This is a genomic window from Bradyrhizobium ottawaense (assembly GCF_002278135.3).
GTDB classification, from domain to species: Bacteria; Pseudomonadota; Alphaproteobacteria; order Rhizobiales; family Xanthobacteraceae; genus Bradyrhizobium; species Bradyrhizobium ottawaense.
Window position 1 is genome coordinate 6,752,171 of record NZ_CP029425.2, and the last position, 17,669, is coordinate 6,769,839.

At 64.9% G+C, this 17,669-nt stretch carries 13 protein-coding genes; 3 read left to right on the forward strand and 10 right to left on the reverse strand.

The genetic code is table 11. The features are described from left to right. Window positions 1-619 precede the first annotated feature (619 nt). Entirely contained in the window at window positions 620-4,024 is a 3,405-nt protein-coding gene (locus CIT37_RS31875; RefSeq protein ID WP_095424390.1) for an acyl-[ACP]--phospholipid O-acyltransferase, read from the forward strand. A gap of 5 nt (window positions 4,025-4,029) precedes the next feature. Then, window positions 4,030-4,701 carry an alpha/beta fold hydrolase gene (locus tag CIT37_RS31880; RefSeq protein WP_038949563.1) on the forward strand — a complete coding sequence of 224 codons (672 nt, stop codon included), beginning with the start codon at window positions 4,030-4,032 and terminating at the stop codon, window positions 4,699-4,701. Here the strand turns inward: CIT37_RS31880 and CIT37_RS31885 are convergent. From CIT37_RS31885 to tcuA, 5 genes are all read right to left on the reverse strand, one after another. Then, on the reverse strand, window positions 4,694-5,260 hold the full coding sequence (locus tag CIT37_RS31885) for a disulfide bond formation protein B (protein ID WP_038949562.1): 567 nt from the start codon (window positions 5,258-5,260) through the stop codon (window positions 4,694-4,696). The genes CIT37_RS31880 and CIT37_RS31885 overlap by 8 nt on opposite strands. A gap of 10 nt (window positions 5,261-5,270) precedes the next feature. Then, window positions 5,271-5,429: a DUF5993 family protein gene (locus CIT37_RS31890; protein WP_167456550.1), complete on the reverse strand. Its 159-nt coding sequence runs from the start codon at window positions 5,427-5,429 to the stop codon at window positions 5,271-5,273. 70 nt (window positions 5,430-5,499) lie between these two features. Continuing rightward, complete coding sequence (gene tcuB, locus CIT37_RS31895) at window positions 5,500-6,606, reverse strand: tricarballylate utilization 4Fe-4S protein TcuB (RefSeq protein ID WP_095424392.1); 1,107 nt, start codon at window positions 6,604-6,606, stop codon at window positions 5,500-5,502. 4 nt (window positions 6,607-6,610) lie between these two features. Beyond that, on the reverse strand, window positions 6,611-7,639 hold the full coding sequence (locus tag CIT37_RS31900) for an alpha/beta hydrolase (protein WP_095424393.1): 1,029 nt from the start codon (window positions 7,637-7,639) through the stop codon (window positions 6,611-6,613). Window positions 7,640-7,664: 25 nt separating this feature from the next. After that, window positions 7,665-9,056, reverse strand: coding sequence for an FAD-dependent tricarballylate dehydrogenase TcuA (gene tcuA / locus CIT37_RS31905; protein ID WP_095424394.1), 1,392 nt, complete (start codon window positions 9,054-9,056; stop codon window positions 7,665-7,667). Window positions 9,057-9,210: 154 nt separating this feature from the next. Here tcuA and CIT37_RS31910 point away from each other — a divergent pair, with 154 nt between their 5' ends. Continuing rightward, entirely contained in the window at window positions 9,211-9,894 is a 684-nt protein-coding gene (locus CIT37_RS31910) for a GntR family transcriptional regulator (protein WP_028142280.1), read from the forward strand. Window positions 9,895-9,905: 11 nt separating this feature from the next. Here CIT37_RS31910 and ybaK read toward each other — a convergent pair whose 3' ends face one another. The 5 genes from ybaK to CIT37_RS31935 form a co-directional block, all read right to left on the reverse strand. Beyond that, the gene (ybaK, locus tag CIT37_RS31915; protein WP_028142279.1) at window positions 9,906-10,379 is read right to left on the reverse strand and encodes a Cys-tRNA(Pro) deacylase; all 474 of its coding nucleotides are present in this window, start codon (window positions 10,377-10,379) and stop codon (window positions 9,906-9,908) included. A 248-nt stretch (window positions 10,380-10,627) separates the two neighbouring features. Next, the gene (gene fdhF, locus CIT37_RS31920) at window positions 10,628-13,396 is read right to left on the reverse strand and encodes a formate dehydrogenase subunit alpha (RefSeq protein ID WP_028142278.1); all 2,769 of its coding nucleotides are present in this window, start codon (window positions 13,394-13,396) and stop codon (window positions 10,628-10,630) included. Further along, entirely contained in the window at window positions 13,393-15,099 is a 1,707-nt protein-coding gene (locus CIT37_RS31925) for an NADH-ubiquinone oxidoreductase-F iron-sulfur binding region domain-containing protein (protein ID WP_095424395.1), read from the reverse strand. The genes fdhF and CIT37_RS31925 overlap by 4 nt, the downstream gene beginning before the upstream one ends. A gap of 286 nt (window positions 15,100-15,385) precedes the next feature. Continuing rightward, entirely contained in the window at window positions 15,386-15,667 is a 282-nt protein-coding gene (locus CIT37_RS31930; RefSeq protein ID WP_028142276.1) for a hypothetical protein, read from the reverse strand. An 85-nt stretch (window positions 15,668-15,752) separates the two neighbouring features. Beyond that, window positions 15,753-17,405 (reverse strand): OFA family MFS transporter, encoded by a 1,653-nt coding sequence (locus CIT37_RS31935; protein ID WP_028142275.1) that lies wholly within the window; start codon window positions 17,403-17,405, stop codon window positions 15,753-15,755. Between the last annotated feature and the right edge of the window lie 264 nt (window positions 17,406-17,669).

Below are 17,669 nucleotides of genomic sequence, written 5' to 3' on the forward strand. Positions count from 1 at the left end.
ACTAACCTGGAGACGACCAAAATGCAAACCCTCGCTGTTGATATCGCCGCCACCTTCGTCGACGACGCCACCGCCCTGGTGACTGGCCTTGGCCGCGCCCTGCTGCGGTTCGCCATGACGCCGATCGATCGCATCGCAAATGCCTGCGACATTGCCGGCGTGCTTGCCGAACGCCGCGCGACCTTCCGGATGTGGCGGGCCAGCCGCACGCGCGCCCGTCAAGAGGGCCGCCGATTCAGCCTGCTCCGCCGCCTCTCGCCCTTTCGTCACCTCGCCCATCTCACCTGAGGCGCACGCGACCTGCACACGCGGGTCGGCTCGAATGCAAGAACTGGTTGCAAGGAAGGACTTACCATGTCCCGATGTTCGCGGCCGATCTCGCCAGACTTCAGTGACGCGGTTCAGCTTTTCCTCATCGCTCGGCGCATACCCCGTGAGGGCGCCCAGATATTTTGCGAACCTAACGACACCGCCTGGAGACCAACAGGATCAGAGGGATCGAGGGGATAAGGCAGGCGGCGATCAGTGCCCGCAATCGTTCGTCCCCTCCCCTTCCGGTCGTGACGCTTCAAAGACAACGTAACGAACCTCATTCTGCCTTTCCAAAACAGGACTAGTCATGATCAGGGAATTGATGTCGTCACGCCGCTTTGCCCCACTGTTCTGGGCGCAATTCTTCTCGGCGCTCAATGACAACGTGCTCAAGAACGCGCTCGTCATCATCCTGCTTTACAGTGCCGCAACCGGCCACGGCGATGCGCTGGTGACGGTGGCAGGCGCCGTCTTCATCTTCCCCTATTTCATCCTGTCCGGGCTCGGCGGCCAGCTCGCCGACAAATACGTCAAATCCGTCGTCGCAAGGCGGCTCAAATTCGCCGAGATCTTCGCCGCGGCCTTTGCCGCCGCCGGCTTCTTTCTGCACTCGGTGCCGCTGCTGTTCGCGGCGCTCGCCCTGTTCGGCATCATCGCCGCGCTGTTCGGACCCGTGAAATATTCCATGCTGCCGGATCAGCTCGAGCTCGGCGAGCTCGCGACCGGCAACGCGCTCGTCGAAGGCGCGACCTTCATGGCGATCCTGCTCGGCACCGTCGCCGGCGGCCAGTTCGTGGCGGGATCCGCGCATATGGGCTGGGTCGCATCCGCCGTGGTCGTGCTGGCCTTGTTGTCATGGGCCTTCGCCTCACGCATTCCGCAGACGACGCCCTCTGCGCCTGACCTGCCCGTCGATGCCAATCCCTGGACCTCGACGGTGGGCCTTCTCAAGACCCTGCATGCCGACCATCGGCTGTGGGACGGCACGGTGATCGTCTCCTGGTTCTGGCTGGTCGGCGCGATCGTGCTGTCGCTGCTGCCGGCGCTGGTCAAGGATGTCGTTGGCGGCACCGAGGGCGTGGTGACGCTGTGCCTTGCGATCTTCGCGATCGGCATCGCCATCGGCTCGCTGTTTGCCGCGAGCCTCAGCCACGTTCGCCCGAATCTCGCGCTGGTGCCGATCGGCGCCATCATCATGGGGTTTGCCGGCCTCGATCTCGCCTGGGCCATCGGCGTGACCGCCAAGGGCCAGGACATCACCGCGGCCGGTTTCGCGACCTCGTTCGCAGGCCTGCGTATGCTCGTCGACTTCGTCGCCTTCGCATTCGGCGGCGGCCTGTTCGTCGTTCCCTCCTTCGCCGCGGTCCAGGCCTGGTCGGCACCATCCGAGCGCGCCCGCATCATCGCCGCCGGCAACGTACTGCAGGCCGCCTTCATGGTGGTCGGCTCGCTGTTCGTCGCGCTGCTGCAGGCGGCCGGCCTCCACATCGGCTGGATCTTCTTCGGGCTCGGCGTCGCGAGCTTCGGCGCGGTGTGGTTCGTGCTGACGAAATGGGGCAAGGAAGGCGTGCGCGATTTCGGCGGGCTGCTGTTCCGCGCACTGTTCCGCACTGAGGTTCGCGGCCTCGAGAACCTGCCGCCTGCCGGCACGCGCATGCTGATCGCGCCCAACCATGTCAGCCTGATCGATGGCCCGCTGCTCCACGCCGTGCTGCCGATCGACGCGAGCTTCGCGGTGGATACCGGCATCGCCAAGGCCTGGTGGGCCAAGCCGTTCCTGCGCGTCGTCAAGCACTACACCATGGATCCGAGCAAGCCGCTGGCTGCGCGCGACCTGATCAAGCTGGTCGCCGCCGGCGAGCCGGTGGTGATCTTTCCGGAAGGACGTATCACTGTCTCGGGCTCGCTGATGAAGGTCTATGACGGCACCGCGATGATCGCGGACAAGGCCGATGCGGTGGTCGTGCCCGTTCGCATCGAAGGTGCGCAGCGCTCGCATCTCAGCTACCTCAACTCCAGCCAGATCAAGCGCTCGTGGTTTCCGCGGGTGACGGTCACTATCCTGCCGCCCGTCAAGCTTCCGGTCGACCCGGCGCTGAAGGGCAAGGCACGCCGCAATGCCGCCGGCGCCGCGCTTCAGGACGTGATGATCGATGCTCTCGTCAAGAACGCCATGCTCGATCACTCGCTGTTCGAGGCGCTCGGACACGCCTATCGCGATCGCGACACCGGCAAGGTCATCATCGAGGACGCGCTCGGCACCAAGCTGACCTATCGCAAGCTGATCCTTGGCGCTCAGGTCTTGAGCCGGAAGCTGGAGACCGGTACCGCCGTGGGCGAGAATGTCGGCGTGTTGCTGCCGAATTCGGCGGGCGTCGCCGTCGTCTTCATGGCGCTGCAGAACATCGGCCGGGTCCCGGCGATGCTCAACTTCTCGGCCGGCCCGGTCAACGTCCTCGCCGCCATGAAGGCCGCAGAGGTCAAGACCGTGCTGACATCGAAGGCCTTCATCGAGAAGGGCAAGCTCGACAAGCTGATGGCTGCGATCTCCGCAGAGGCGCGCGTGGTCTATCTCGAGGACGTCCGCGCCTCGATCGGTGTGGCCGACAAGATCAAGGGCTTGCTCGCAGGCACCGCGCCGCGCGTCGCCCGCCAGGCCAGCGACCCCGCCGTCGTACTGTTCACGTCGGGTTCGGAAGGCACGCCCAAGGGTGTGGTGCTGTCCCACCGCAACATCCTCGCCAACGCGGCGCAGGCGCTGGCGCGGGTCGATGCCAACGCCAATGACAAGGTGTTCAACGTGCTGCCGGTGTTCCACTCGTTCGGGCTGACCGGCGGGATGATGATGCCGATGCTCGCGGGCATTCCGATCTACATGTACCCCTCGCCGCTGCACTACCGGATCGTGCCCGAGCTGATCTACCAGACCGGCGCCACCATCCTGTTCGGCACCGATACGTTCCTCACCGGCTATGCCCGCTCGGCGCATGCCTACGACTTCCGCACCCTGCGCCTCGTGATCGCCGGCGCCGAGGCGGTCAAGGACCGGACGCGGCAGGTGTTCATGGAGCGCTATGGCATCCGCATCCTCGAAGGCTACGGCGTCACCGAGACGGCGCCGGTGCTGGCGATGAACACGCCGATGGCCAACCGCCCCGGTACCGTCGGCCGCCTCTCGCCGCTGATGGAAAGCCGCCTCGATCCGGTCCCCGGCATCGAGGAAGGTGGACGCCTCTCGGTGCGCGGGCCGAACGTGATGCTCGGTTACTTGCGGGCCGAGAATCCCGGCGTGCTCGAAGTACTTCCCGAAGGCTGGCACGACACCGGCGACATCGTCGCGATCGACGCGGCCGGCTTCATCACCATCAAGGGACGCGCCAAGCGCTTTGCCAAGATTGCCGGCGAAATGGTGTCGCTGTCGGCAGTCGAGAGCATCGCCGCGACGTTGTGGCCGCAAGCCGCATCGGTCGCCGTCTCAATCCCCGACCCCCGCAAGGGCGAGCGCATCGTGCTGCTGACGACGGAGAAGAACGCCGAGCGCAGCGCAATGCAGGGCCAGGCCAAGACGATCGGCGCGTCCGAGCTGACCGTTCCCGCGGCGATCATGGTGGTCGACAAGGTGCCGCTGCTCGGCACCGGCAAGACCGACTACGTCACCGCAACGACGATGGCCCGCGAGCAGGCGTCCGCGCCGGAGCGCGAGGTGGCGTAAGACAGATGCGCGAGGCGCCTCAATCAGGCGACGCGCGATGCCCGGGAGTGGTTCTGCTTCACGGCATCGCGCGAACCTCGGCATCCCTGAGGAAGCTGGAACGGGCACTCCAGGCGAGCGGCTTTGCGACGCTCAACATCGACTATCCCAGCCGCAAGAAGGCGATCGCGGCCCTTGCAGACGACATTCACCCCGCGATCTCCGGCTTCGCCGAACGCGACGCGCCGCTGCATTTCGTCGCGCATTCGATGGGCGGCCTCGTCGCGCGCGCCTATATCGCAAAACACCGGCCGGCCCGGCTTGGCCGCGTCGTGATGCTGGGCACGCCGAACAGCGGCAGCGAGGTCGCCGATCTCCTCAGCGGATCCCGCCTCTACCGCACGTTCTACGGCCCGGCTGGACTTGAACTTACGACTGCGATCCGCGCCCTGCCCACCGTGGACTACCCCGTTGGCGTGATCGCCGGAAACCGCTTCATCGATCCCGTCGCCGGCCTCCTTGTTCTGCCGAAACCGAATGACGGGCGGGTGTCGGTGCAGAGCGCGATGCTGGCTGGCATGACCGACCATGTCGTCGCGAAGGCGTCTCATACCGGGCTTCCGCGTCACGCCGCCGCAATCGAGCAGACCATCGCCTTCCTGCGCGATGGGCGTTTCCGCACCGCGCCGCTCACCTGAGCAAGAGATACCGAACCGGGTTGTCATCGCACTGTCCCGCTCCACATTCGAGCACGGTGGACAGGAGATTTGCGGCAACCAGCAACGCAAAGATCGCGAAGACCGCGTTCGACGCCGGTCCGCTCGGGGGCGCATTCCCGTCTCGCTTGCCGGTCACATCCTTCAAGACGAAGACGAGCGCGACATAGCATATGACGCCGACGGCCGCGATCAGCGCCCAGGTGTAGAAATGCAAGCCCAACAGCGCCGAGCCGTATCCAGGATCGCCAGGCGCCAGATGCAGCGACACCTGCCGCATCGAGATGAAGCCGGTGACGAGGCTGGCCAGGAGGATCATCGCGTAGTGGGATGGACGTTCACCCAGGCGCATGTTGAACAGGAATCCCATGCCAATCGCGATGAACCCGGCCCGCTGCAGCAAGCACAGCGGACAGGGTAGCTCACCGAGCGCAAGCTGATAGAAGAATGCGACGGTCAAGATCAGCGAGATCCCGAGCAACCCAAGCATGTTCAGGATCGCGCCGACCGGCTGTTGCTCGCTCGTCTCTACAGGATTCATCTCGACACCATCAGAACGAGAATTTCAGCGGGTCGGTCGCGTGGTGGAAGAACCATGCGACGGTGACGAGGATCATTGCACTCCAGAGCGCATAGCTCAGCCCCGCGCGCGAGCGCCAGACGCTGGCGCAGCCTGCGAGCGCCAGCAGAAAAGGCAGGAACATGTACATGAGCACGGGCTCCCCAAGCGATTCGCGCAGCGCGCGAACGGCCAAGAGATACGTCAGCCCTGCACGCCCCTCAAGAGCCGGCTTCGCCGCGACGCTCCTGCGCGTAACGCACCAGCGCCGCGAAGCGGTAGATGCCGTGCACGAACTTGCCATAGGGCATGGTGACGAACAGTGCGAACACGGCGCCGAGGTGCAACGCGAGCAGCGGCCCCATGGCGGCCGTTTCGCGCAAGATGAGCAGCAGCATGCCGGTGAGGCCGGTCAGGAACAGCATGGCGATGAAGCCGACATCCATGCCGTAGCGGTTCTCGTCGAGCAGCGCCGGATCGCGTCGCATCCTGGCCGTGAACAGACCGACCGGGCCGATGATCAGACCGATGCCGCCGAGCGCGCCCAGCACCACGGGCAGGTCCCACCATGGATACGGCGCCTCGCGGCCGAGCAGATAGTGATACAGCGTGGCCACCGACGTCGCCGCAAAGCACAGCAGGAAGCCGTAGAAGGTCAGGTGGTGATACAGCTTGCGCCGGTCGGTCGGCTTGTCGTCCTCGTTGTAGCAGCCGACACCGCCGCCATGGAGATAGCGCAGCTCGCCCGCATCGCGGATCGCCTGGAAGATCGAGCCCCCATCGGCGCGGCCGCGGATCGGTCCACCGATGTCGCGCCAGAAAGCGCGCACGCTCATCACGAGCGCGAGGATCGCATAGAGGAACGCGACGCTGAACAGCGCTGCCATCGTGTTGTGCGGCATCAGTCTGTAGAACGCGCCGGGACCGCTGTGCACGCCGAAAAGCACGCTGCCGTCGTTCAGGGCGGCGAAGCCGAGGATGAAGGCCGCCATGCTGAGCGCAGCGACGATGCTGATGACCAGACCGTTGCGGGCGAAAGCGCCGGACAGCGCGCCCGGCCAGGCATAGGCGGCATAGGACCCGGCCCGCGCGATCGCGAGCGTTCTGGGAACGTTGACGTTGAACTCATGCGGCGGCGAGAACTGGCAATCGACGTAGCAGGCGCCGCAGGAATGGCAGAGATTGGCGAGATAGTTGAGGTCGCCGTCGGAGAAGGCGCGGCGCATTTCCATGGCGGGAAATACCGCGCACAGCCCCTCGCAATAGCGGCAGGAATTGCAGACCGTCATCAGACGGTCGGCCTCGTCCAGGATTCTGGTTCCGTGCATGGCTTTACTTCGTTAGGCCCTTTGTCTCGAGCCATTTCTGAATCAGGCCCGCGACCTCGAGGTTGTTCTTGTCCATCATCACCATATGCGAATTGCCCTTGATGCCCGCCTGCGGGAGATCGACGATGTCGACGCTACCGCCGGCAGCCTTGATGGCGTCGGCAAAGGCGATGCCGTTGGCGCGGATCTTGGGCCAGCGTGAATCGCGCTCGATATAATCGCCATAGATGATGAGCGTCGGGATGTTCTCCAGCACATCCGCCTTGGCGGGATCGCCAATGCCGGCCGGCTCGATCGCGATCAGCGCCTTGACCTTGTCAGGCCGAGCTTGTGCGACCTTGAAGCCGAAGCTGCCGGCCTGGCTGTGGAACAAGATCACGGACGGGCCGACGCGATCGATCTCGGCGATATAGGCAGCGACGATCGCATCATCCGTCGTGGTCCAGCGCGGCACGTTCTGCTTGACGAAATTCTCGTAGCCCTCGACGGGAAACTGGTTGCCCGGTAACAGCTTTCGCTTGGCGGGATCGGCATCGTAGGAGTTTGGCCCTTCGCCGATGCGGAAACGTTCGAACGGATTGGCGGTGGTGAGGAAGACCGGCTCGCTCTTGAATATGTCGGGGTATTGCGCCCAGCCAGCGCGCCCGCGCTCCACCGCGTCGGAATTATAGACCGCCCACCCCTTGCGCAGGAAATAGTTCAGCCAGCCTTCGCGTCCGTCGGGCGTGGTCTCGTAGGTGACGCCGGTCAGTCCGCCGCCATGCCACATCAACGGCGGATAGGCACCCTTCTCGTTCGCGGGCAGGAAATACTGCACGTACATCTGCTCGACCTGATACGTGCCGTTGGGATCGACCTTGGCCGGCACGCCGCCGGGCGTGAACACGACCTCTTTCACCGGCTTGCCGGAGATTTCGACGAGACGCCCGCCGACGTGGAACGAACCCATGTCGCGCAGGGTGATCGGCTCGGCGGCGTAGGCGTGCCCGACGGTCAGCAGCGCCGTGATCGAAGCAATGGCAATGCGCGACATGGTTCCTCCCGTTTCTTTTCTTCGTCTAGTTCTTGGCATGCCGTGCCGCTTCCCGTCCCGCGATCCGCCCGAACACGCTGCCGATGGTCATGCCCATGCCGGCGGCATAGCCCTTGCCGAGCACGTTACCGGCCATGATCTCGCCGGCCGCGAACATGTTAGCGGACGGCTTGCCGTCAGCCATCAACATCCGCGCCTCCTTGGTCACGCGGGTGCCGAGATAGGTGAAGGTGATGCCGGGCCGCACCGGATAAGCGAGATAAGGCGGCGTCTCGATCTTGCGCGCCCAGTGCGTCTTGGGCGGCGTGATGCCCTCGGTCACACAGTCATCCAAGATCGTGTGGTCGAAAGTCCCGGACCGCACCGCCGCGTTGAATTCGGCGATGGTCTTTTCCAGCGCCGCCGGGTCGAGCTCCAGCTTGCCGGCGAGTTCGGCCACCGTCTGTCCGGTGATCGGCGGAAACAGCGTCGGCATGAAGCTGGTGACCACGGTGGAGTCGAAGATGATGTAGGCGATCTGGTCGGGCTGCGCCGCGACCAGCCGGCCCCAGATGGCGTAGCGCTTCGGCCAGATATCCTCGCCCTCGTCGTAGAAGCGCTGCGCGTGCTTGTTCACGACGATGCCGAACACGACGGAGTCGTGGCGGGTGATGATGCCGCCGTCGAATTTCGGCGCGCGGGCGTCGATCGCGACCGCATGACACTGGGTGGGGTCGCCGACCTCCTGCACGCCCTTGTCGAGCAGCATCTTCAGGATCGAGCCGCGATTATAGGGCGTGCCGCGGATCAGAAAATTGTCGGCAGCCTCGCCCCAATATTGCTTCAGCCATTCGATGTTGGCCTCGAACCCGCCGGCCGCGGCGACCAGCGAGGTCGCCCGGATCTCGGTCTCGCCCCTGATCGGCCGCTTGAGGCGTGCAGCCAGGAACATGCCATCCTCGATCACGAGGTCGGTGACCTCGGCATCGTATTCGACGTCGACACCGAGCCGCTCGGCAGTGAGATAGAGCGCATTCAGCATCGCGCGGCCGCCGCCGAGGAAGAACGAATTGGTACGGCCGAGGCTCAGCGTGCCGCCGAGCGAGGGTTGCCAGCGCACGCCCTGCTCCACGATCCAGTTCAGGATATCCTTGGACTCTCGGATCATGTGGCGCGCGAGCACTTCATCCGTTTGCCCGCCAGTGACACGCAGCAGGTCTTCCCAGAATTCCTCTTCGGTATAGGGGCCGGTCAGGATTTCGGTGGCCGCATCATGAGCGCAGCGCATGTTGCGGGTGTGGCGGGTATTGCCGCCGCGATAGAATTTCGGCGCGCCTTCGAGCACCAGCACCGAGGCACCGCCGCGCCGCGCCGCGATCGCCGCGCACAGCGCCGCGTTGCCGCCGCCGATCACCAGCACGTCGTATTTGCTGCTCATGCCGTCCGTCCGATGCGACGAAGTTGGAGACATTCTATCCGCCGGCGGCCCGGTCAACCGGCACCACCATTGCGTACTTTTGTATACAAAGATATACAGAGATCCTGCAAGCGTCATCTCTGCATGGGCAGGATGCGCCTTGCTTCGAGGGAACATGGCGAGGCGTCCGGCAAAGACAGGCGGATCGATCGCGCGCGGCGGCGGCGTTGCCCTTGGCGAAGCTGTATTCCGCTCGCTGTGCGAGGCGCTCCAGGCCGGCAGCTACCGCGCCGGCGACCGCCTGCGCGAGGAAGAGGTCGCGCAGCGGCTCAAGGTCAGCCGCACCCCGGTGCGCGAAGCGCTCGGCCGGCTCGCCGCGCGCGGTTTCGTCGAGCCCGCCGGCGGCCGCGGGCTGATCGTGCGCAATCTCGACATCTCGGAAGTGCTCGAGCTCTACGCCATGCGCGAGATCATGGAAGGTGCCGCGGCGCGCCTCGCCGCCGAACACGCTTCGGCGCCCGAGGTCGATGCGCTCCGCGACATCGAGCAGGCTTTTGTCGAAACTCCCGCAGCAGACGCGGCCGAGATGGCAAGGCTCAATCGCAGCTTCCACGAGGCCATCTGCCGGGCGGCGCGCAACCGCTATCTCGACAACGCTTCGCGGGAATTGCAGGACTGGATCGCCCTGCTCGGCCCGACCACCTTCACCGTAACCGGCCGCCCCTCGTCCAGCCACGGCGAGCACCAGGCAATGATCGACGCCATCGCGGCCCGCGACGGCGACAAAGCGGAGCAGCTTGCGCGCGCGCACATCCGCGAGGCGCTGCGCTGCCGGCTGAAGCTGTTGCAGAAGCAGTAAGCGCGTGACGCTCAGGCCACGACGTCGACAACGACCGCCTTCAACGCGTCCCGCACATCGGCCGGCCTCAGCCGCACCTGCAAACCGCGCTGGCCGCCGTTGAGATAGACCTGATCATGCCCGAGCGCGCTCTGTTCGATCACGGTGCGCACGGGCTTGCGCTGACCGAACGGGCTGATGCCGCCAACCTTGTAGCCGGTGACGCGCTCGGCCTCGGGCGGCTTCATCATCTGCGCCGACTTGCCGCCGGCAGCGGCAGCAAGCTTCTTCATGGAGATCTCCTGGTCGGACGGCACGATCACGCAGACCGGCTTGCCGTCCACCAGCGCCATCAGCGTCTTCAAGACGCGCGCGGGGTTCTCACCGAGCGCGGCGGCCGCCTGAAGGCCGATGCTCTCGGCGTCAGGATCGTAGTCGTAGGCGTGGACGGAGAAGGCAATACCGGCCGCCGTGAGCGCGCGTGTGGCTGGGGTGGCTTTGGACATGGGTCACATCTACCACCGTCATTGCGAGGAGCGAAGCGGTGGGGGTGTAATTGCCGCCACACATCCGCTGTCGTCCCCGCGCACGCGGGGACCCATAACCCCAGGGAGGAGTTTGGCGAAGGCTCGACGTTTGGTACTAAGACCGTCCGCAATCGAGAAATCACGCGGTATGGGTCCTCGCATTCGCGAGGACGACAGCGGAATTTGGAGGCGCTATGCCTCCAAACCCCGCTGGGAGGAGGTCTTCCCTACTCCGCCGCGTCCCGCATCTCCGCGCGTTCGGCTCTGGCCGCGCAGAACTTGAATTCCGGGATCTTGCCGAACGGATCGAGCGCCGGGTTGGTCAACAGGTTCGCCGCCGCCTCTGCGTAGCAGAACGGCATGAACACCATGTTCTCCGGCACGTCGCGGTCGGAGCGGACCTTGACCTCGACGGCGCCGCGGCGAGTCTCCAGGCGAATGAAATCGCCCGGCACCAGCTTCTTCTTGTGCATGTCCTTCGGCGACATGAACGCGACCGCCTCGGGCTCGATCTGGTCCAGCACCTGCGCGCGGCGGGTCATCGAGCCGGTGTGCCAGTGCTCCAGCACGCGGCCGGTCGACAGCACCATCGGATATTCGGCGTCGGGGATCTCGTCGGGCGGGATGACCTTGGCCGGCACGATCTTGCCGCGGCCGCTCGCGGTCGGGAAGCCCGTGGTGAAGATGATCTCGTTGCCGGGCTGGTCCGGACCGTCGACCGGATAGGTCACCGCGCCTTCGCGCACCAGCCGCTCCCAGGTGATGTTCTTCAGCGACGGCATCAGCTCTGCCATCTCGGTGAAGACGTCGCCGGGACCGGCATAATTCCACGGCAGGCCCATGCGCTTGCCGATCTCCTGAATGATCCAGAGATCCTGTCGCGCATCGCCCGGCGGCTTGATCACCTGGCGCGCGAGTTGCACGCGGCGATCGGTGTTGGTGAAAGAGCCCTCCTTCTCGGCGAAGGCCGAGGCCGGCAGGATCACGTCGGCGTGGAACGCGGTCTCGGTCACGAAGAGGTCCTGCACCACGAGATGGTCGAGCATGGCGAGCGCGTGGCGCGCGTGCTGGAGATCGGGGTCCGACATCGCGGGGTTTTCGCCCTCGATATACATGCCCTTGATCTCGCCGGCATGGATCGCGTTCATGATCTCGACCACCGTGAGGCCGCGCACGGGATCGAGATCCTGCTGCCACAGCTTCTCGAAGGCCCCGCGCAAGTCGTCGCGGCCGACCGGCTGGTAATCCGGCAGGAACATCGGGATCAGGCCGGCATCGGAGGCGCCCTGCACGTTGTTCTGGCCGCGCAGCGGATGCAGGCCGGTGCCGGGGCGGCCAACCTGGCCGGTGATCAGCGCGAGCGCGATCAGGCAGCGCGCATTGTCGGTGCCGTGGACGTGCTGGCTGATGCCCATGCCCCAGAAGATGATCGACGATTTTGCCCGCGCATAGGCGCGCGCAACCTCGCGCAGCGTTTGCGCCGGGACGCCGCAGATCGCCTCCATCTTCTCCGGCGTGAATTCCTTGATCTTCTCCTTGAGGTCCTCAAAACCCTCGGTGTAGCCGGCGATGTACTGGTCGTCGGTCAGGCCTTCAGTGATGATCGTGTTGATCATCGCGTTCAGCATGGCGACGTCGGAGCCGGGCTTGAACTGCAGATGCTTGGTCGCATGGCGCGACAGCGTCTGCCGGCGCGGGTCCATCACGAACAGCTTGGCGCCGTTCTGCTTGACCGCGTTCTTGATGAAGGTCGCGGCGACCGGATGGTTTACGGTCGGGTTGGCGCCGATCACGATGATGACCTCGGCGTCCATCGCCGCGGAAAACGGCGCCGACACGGCGCCCGAGCTGAGACCTTCGAACAGCGCCGCCACCGACGAGGCGTGGCACAGCCGGGTGCAGTGGTCGACATTGTTGGAGCCGAAACCGGTGCGCACCAGCTTCTGGAACAGATAGGCCTCTTCGTTCGAGCCCTTGGCCGAGCCGAAGCCGGCGAGCGCCTTCACGCCGTTCGTGTCGCGGATCTTGACGAGACCCTTGGCCGCGATGTCGAGCGCCTCTTCCCAGCTCGCTTCGCGGAAATGCGTGAACGGATTGGCGGGATCGACCTGGTCGTTGGCATCCTTCTTCGCATTGGGCAGCCGCACCAGCGGCTTGGTCAGGCGGTGCGGATGGTGGATGTAGTCGAAGCCGAAGCGGCCCTTCACACAGAGGCGGTTGTGATTGGCAGGGCCATCGCGGCCCTCGGCATAGATCACCTTCTCGTCCTTGACCTCGTAGGTCACCTGGCAGCCGACGCCGCAGAACGGGCAGAGCGAATCCACCTTCTTGTCCGCGTAAGTCACGCGGGTCTGCTTCTCGTCGAGCATCACGGCCGGCATCAATGCGCCGGTCGGGCAGGCCTGAACGCATTCGCCGCAGGCGACGCAGGTGGACTCGCCCATGGGATCGTCGAAGTCGAACACGATCTTCGAGCCATGGTTGCGATAAGCCATGCCGATGACGTCGTTGACCTGGACCTCGCGGCAGGCGCGCACGCACAGGCCGCACTGGATGCAGGCGTCGAGGTTGACGCGCATCGCCGGATGGCTGGCGTCGGTTGCCCAGCGCTCGGCGGCCGGGAAGCGGCTCTCGGTGACGCCTGTCGTCTCGGCCCAGTGCCAGAACTTCGAATCCGGATCGTGCGAAGTCTCGCGCGCCGGCTGGTCGGCGACCAGCAGCTCCATCACCATCTTCTGCGCCGACACCGCGCGCGCGGATTCGGACTTCACCTTCATGCCGACCGACGGCGTACGCTTGCAGGACGCGGCCAGCACGCGCTCGCCCTCGATCTCGACCATGCAGGCACGGCAATTGCCGTCAGGCCGATAATCGGGCGCGGGTGAATAGCACAGATGCGGGATCTCGCGGCCCTGGCGTTTTGCGACTTGCCAGATCGTCTCGCCGGGATTGGCTTCGACCTGCTTGCCGTCGAGCTCAAACGTAATCTTGGTCATTCGGCCGCTTCCTTGAACTCGTCAGGGAAATATTTGATCACGGTGGTCAGCGGATTCGATGCCGCCTGTCCAAGCCCGCAAATCGAGGCATCGCGCATCGCCTGGCTCAATTCTTCCAGAAGTGCGCGGTTCCACACCGGCTTCTGCATCAGCAGCGCCGCCTTCTGGGTTCCGACGCGGCACGGCGTGCACTGGCCGCAGCTCTCGTCCTCGAAGAACTTCATCAGGTTCAGCGCCGCCGCACGCACGCTGTCCTTCTGCGACAGGATCACGATCGCGGCCGAGCCGATGAAGCAGCCGTATTTTTCCAGCGTGCCGAAATCGAGCGGGATGTCGTCCATCGACGCCGGCAGGATGCCGCCGGACGCGCCGCCCGGCAGGTACGCATAGAATTGATGGCCATCGGCCATGCCGCCGCAATATTCGTCGATCAGCTCGCGCACGGTGATGCCCGCGGGTGCGAGCTTCATGCCGGGATTTTTCACGCGGCCCGAGACCGAGAAGCTGCGCAGGCCGTGACGCTCGTGGCGACCATGGCCCTTCCACCAGTCGGCGCCCTTCTCGACGATGTCGCGCACCCACCACAGCGTCTCGATGTTGTTGATCAGCGTCGGCAGGCCGAACAGGCCGACCTGGAACGGATAAGGCGGCTTGTGCCTGGGCAGGCCGCGCTTGCCCTCGATGCTCTCCAGCAGCGAGGATTCCTCGCCGCAGATGTAGGCGCCGGCGCCGCGGCGCATGTGCAGCGTCGGGCCGCCCGGAGGAAGCTTTGCGATCTCGCGCTCCAGGATCTCGCGTGAGGCCGGATATTCGTCGCGCAGGTAGATATAGACATCGGAGGCCTGCACCACATGCGCGCCGATCAGCATGCCCTCGATGAAGCGATGCGGGTCGCTTTCGAGATAGACGCGGTCCTTGAACGTGCCGGGCTCGCCCTCGTCGCCGTTGATCGCCATCAGCCGCGGGCCGGGTTCACCGAGCACCGCGCGCCATTTGCGTCCCGTCGGGAAGCCAGCGCCGCCAAGGCCGCGCAGCGAGGCGTCGTCGAGCGCCTTCAGCAGATCGTCCTTGGACAACTCGCCCGAGCGCAAACGGTTGAGCAGCTTGTAGCCGCCATCAGCGACATAGGCGTCGTAGTCGACATATTTGGGCAGATGCGCGTGGGCGTCGCCGGCCTTCGCGGCCGCCATCACATTGGCGACGGTCGCATGATCGACGAAGTTGTGGCCGACTTCCGCGGCTGGCGCGGTGTCGCAGCGGCCGACGCAGGGCGCGCGGACGACGCGGATACCAGGACCCGATGAGCTCTGCAAATCCTCGAGCAGCTTCTCGGCCCCGAGCATCGCGCAGGTGATAGAATCGCAGACGCGGATCGTCAGCGGGGCGATATCCGGCTCGCCTTCCTTCACCACGTCGAAATGCGCGTAGAACGTCGCGGTCTCGAACACCTCGGCGAAGGCGAGCTTCATCTCGTCGGCGAGCGCGGCCAGATGCGCGGCCGAGATCTGATGATATCTGTCCTGGATCAGGTGCAGATATTCGATCAGGAGATCACGCCGCCGCGGCCTGTCGCCGAGCAGCTGCTCGATCTCGTGCGCGGCGGTGGGATCGACCTGCCGCCCCTTGGGCGTGGCCTTGGCTCGCTTGCGTCCCTCACCGGGATGCTCGAACGGGCGGACCTTGTGCACGTCGTCGTGGCTCATCGATTCGTCTCGATCTCGTCTTTTAGAACGGCTCCAGTCTTAGCCCCTGGCATGCCAGATGCCAAGCAAATTATCATGCTCGCGGAAGCGGTTAAGCGCAGCCCAAGAGCAGCCCTGGGATCGCTGCCCGGACACGACCTTGCGTTGGTCCAACGCGCCAATCGATAGAACGAAGCCTGAATTGGTCTGGAGATCAATAAAGGCTTCCCATGCTGCGATAGCGAAATCGTATCGAGCTCCCGCTCCGGGACCACGGGTAACCCCTCAACGCCCCGATGCTGACGGGTCAGCTTTTGCCCATGCACTCCTCGATATAGAACCAGCGCTCGTCGCCCGCGAGGCCCTTGGCCTTCACGTCCTTGCGGCACTCCCTGAGCTTCGACTTGTTGGCGCTCCACTTGGCCTTCATGTCCTTGAGCTTCTGCGCGGTCAGCTTGATCTTGCCGGGCTTGGCCTCGGTCGCGGCGGGCGGCGTTGCAGCCGGTGGCGCGGCAGTCCGTGCGGATGCGGATTGCAGGGCGCCGGCGACGAGCAGCACGGCGGCTGCACAAACGAGCTTACGAACCATCGAATTCCCCCAGGGGTAGTTTTGAAACAATCGAAATGAGCGGCGGGAGCGCGCATGGTGCGCTCCCGCCGCGATGAACGTGCGATCAGAAGATCTTGACCGCGCTCTCCAGCGTCTTCCAGACGCCCCAAGCGAGCGGCACGCCAACAAAGGCCCAGAACAGCGCCGCATTGGCATCCAGACCGCCCTTGCCGATGCCGAACGAGCCGTGCTGGACCGACGCCTCGCTCTTCGCACTGGCCGCCTGCAGGCGGGCCACCTCCTCGTGGCTCATGTTCCATTTCGGATCGACCGGCTTGATCAGGTAGTTGCAGATCAAACCGGCGATCAGCATGGCACACAGGATGTACATCGTCGTGTTGTAGAGCTGATCACGCGGCACACCGGCCGCGAGCTGGAACTCGCGGATGTAGTTGACCACGACCGGACCGATGATGCCGGCAGTCGACCATGCCGTCAGCAACCGGCCATGGATGGCGCCGACGAACTGGGTTCCGAACATGTCGGCAAGATAGGCCGGCACCGTCGCGAAGCCGCCGCCGTACATCGACAGGATGATGCCGAACCCGAGCACGAACAGCAGTTTCGAGCCCATCGCCGCGAAGGTGGGCGCCAGCGCGTAGAGCACGATGCCGAGGATGAAAAACGTGTAGTAGGTGTTCTTGCGCCCCATGAGGTCCGACATCGACGCCCAGAAGAACCGGCCGCCGATATTGAACAGCGACAGCAGGCCGGCGAAGCCGGCGGCGATCGCCGCGATCGATGCCTTCTGTTCGACCGAAAGCTGGCTGAACGTCAGCTCCGGATGCCCGATCAACTTGCCGGCGAAAATTTCCTGCAGCATGGGCGAGGCCATGCCGATCACACCGATACCCGCCGAGACATTCAAGCAGAGCACCCACCAGATCAGCCAGAATTGCGGCGTCTTGTGCGCGTTGTTGAGGTGCACATGGTGCTCGGTGATCATCGACTTCTTCTCGCTCGGCGGCGTCCAGCCATCGGGCTGCCAGCCGGGCGGCGTCACCCGATACGAAAAGGCACCGATCGTCATGAAGATGAAATAGATCACGCCCATCACGACGAAGGTCTGCCAGACGCCGACATCCGTTGCAGTCTTGAAGTAGTTGATCAGCAGATTGGCGAGCGGCGCACCGATCATCGCACCACCGCCAAAACCCATGATGGCCATGCCCGTCGCCATGCCGCGGCGATCGGGGAACCATTTGATCAGCGTCGACACCGGCGAGATATAGCCGAGGCCGAGCCCGACGCCGCCGATGACGCCGGCTCCGAGCCACATGATCCAGAGTTGATGGACGTAGACGCCGAAGGCGCCGATCAAGAGGCCGCCGCCCCAGCAAAGCGCGGCAACGAAACCTGCCTTGCGCGGGCCGGCACGCTCGAGCCAGCCGCCCCAAATCGCGGCAGAGACGCCGAGCAGGACGAAGAACAGCGTGTACATCCAGCCGAGGCTTGCGACCTTCCAGTCGCACGTCGTGGTGAACAGCTCCTGCCACAACGAGATGTCGGGGCAAGCCTTGCTCTGCGTGATGCCGATCGAGCGCGACAGCGGCAGCCAGAACACCGAGAAGCCGTAGGCCATGCCGATGCAGAGATGGATGCACAGCGCGGCCGGCGGCACCAGCCAGCGATTGAACCCGGCCTTCGCGATCGTGCGTTCACGATCGAGGAAGCCGGAAGCACCAACCGGTGCAAGAACGGTATCGGCAGTCGTCATAAGCATTCCCTCCCAAGCGCGGCCTTGCCGGCATATCGGTTTGCGACCGGTCGTGTGCGTGCTTGGCAGCCGCGCATGACAGGTCGGACTTCATTCATGCCGAAGTGGAATCGTCTGGTGCGCATCCGTCTTGCGCGCCGAGCAAGCAACTGATCGCGGGCGATGTCCCTTCGCCTCGCAAGCAGCGTTGCCGTGACGGCTATCGCGCCCTCATCCCCCTCAACACCCTGTCTTGAGAGGAGCAACGCGCGTGCCAGAAGTCGC

What these genes read in the sequence shown, in the direction of transcription:
- CIT37_RS31930 (WP_028142276.1), bottom strand. Translation starts at nt 15,667, where the DNA reads ATGGTTCGTAAGCTCGTTTGTGCAGCCGCCGTGCTGCTCGTCGCCGGC.
- ybaK (WP_028142279.1), bottom strand. Translation starts at nt 10,379, where the DNA reads ATGTCCAAAGCCACCCCAGCCACACGCGCGCTCACGGCGGCCGGTATT.
- tcuB (WP_095424392.1), bottom strand. Translation starts at nt 6,606, where the DNA reads ATGCACGGAACCAGAATCCTGGACGAGGCCGACCGTCTGATGACGGTC.
- fdhF (WP_028142278.1), bottom strand. Translation starts at nt 13,396, where the DNA reads ATGACCAAGATTACGTTTGAGCTCGACGGCAAGCAGGTCGAAGCCAAT.
- CIT37_RS31910 (WP_028142280.1), top strand. Translation starts at nt 9,211, where the DNA reads ATGGCGAGGCGTCCGGCAAAGACAGGCGGATCGATCGCGCGCGGCGGC.
- CIT37_RS31890 (WP_167456550.1), bottom strand. Translation starts at nt 5,429, where the DNA reads ATGTACATGTTCCTGCCTTTTCTGCTGGCGCTCGCAGGCTGCGCCAGC.
- tcuA (WP_095424394.1), bottom strand. Translation starts at nt 9,056, where the DNA reads ATGAGCAGCAAATACGACGTGCTGGTGATCGGCGGCGGCAACGCGGCG.
- CIT37_RS31925 (WP_095424395.1), bottom strand. Translation starts at nt 15,099, where the DNA reads ATGAGCCACGACGACGTGCACAAGGTCCGCCCGTTCGAGCATCCCGGT.
- CIT37_RS31885 (WP_038949562.1), bottom strand. Translation starts at nt 5,260, where the DNA reads ATGAATCCTGTAGAGACGAGCGAGCAACAGCCGGTCGGCGCGATCCTG.
- CIT37_RS31900 (WP_095424393.1), bottom strand. Translation starts at nt 7,639, where the DNA reads ATGTCGCGCATTGCCATTGCTTCGATCACGGCGCTGCTGACCGTCGGG.
- CIT37_RS31880 (WP_038949563.1), top strand. Translation starts at nt 4,030, where the DNA reads ATGCGCGAGGCGCCTCAATCAGGCGACGCGCGATGCCCGGGAGTGGTT.
- CIT37_RS31875 (WP_095424390.1), top strand. Translation starts at nt 620, where the DNA reads ATGATCAGGGAATTGATGTCGTCACGCCGCTTTGCCCCACTGTTCTGG.
- CIT37_RS31935 (WP_028142275.1), bottom strand. Translation starts at nt 17,405, where the DNA reads ATGACGACTGCCGATACCGTTCTTGCACCGGTTGGTGCTTCCGGCTTC.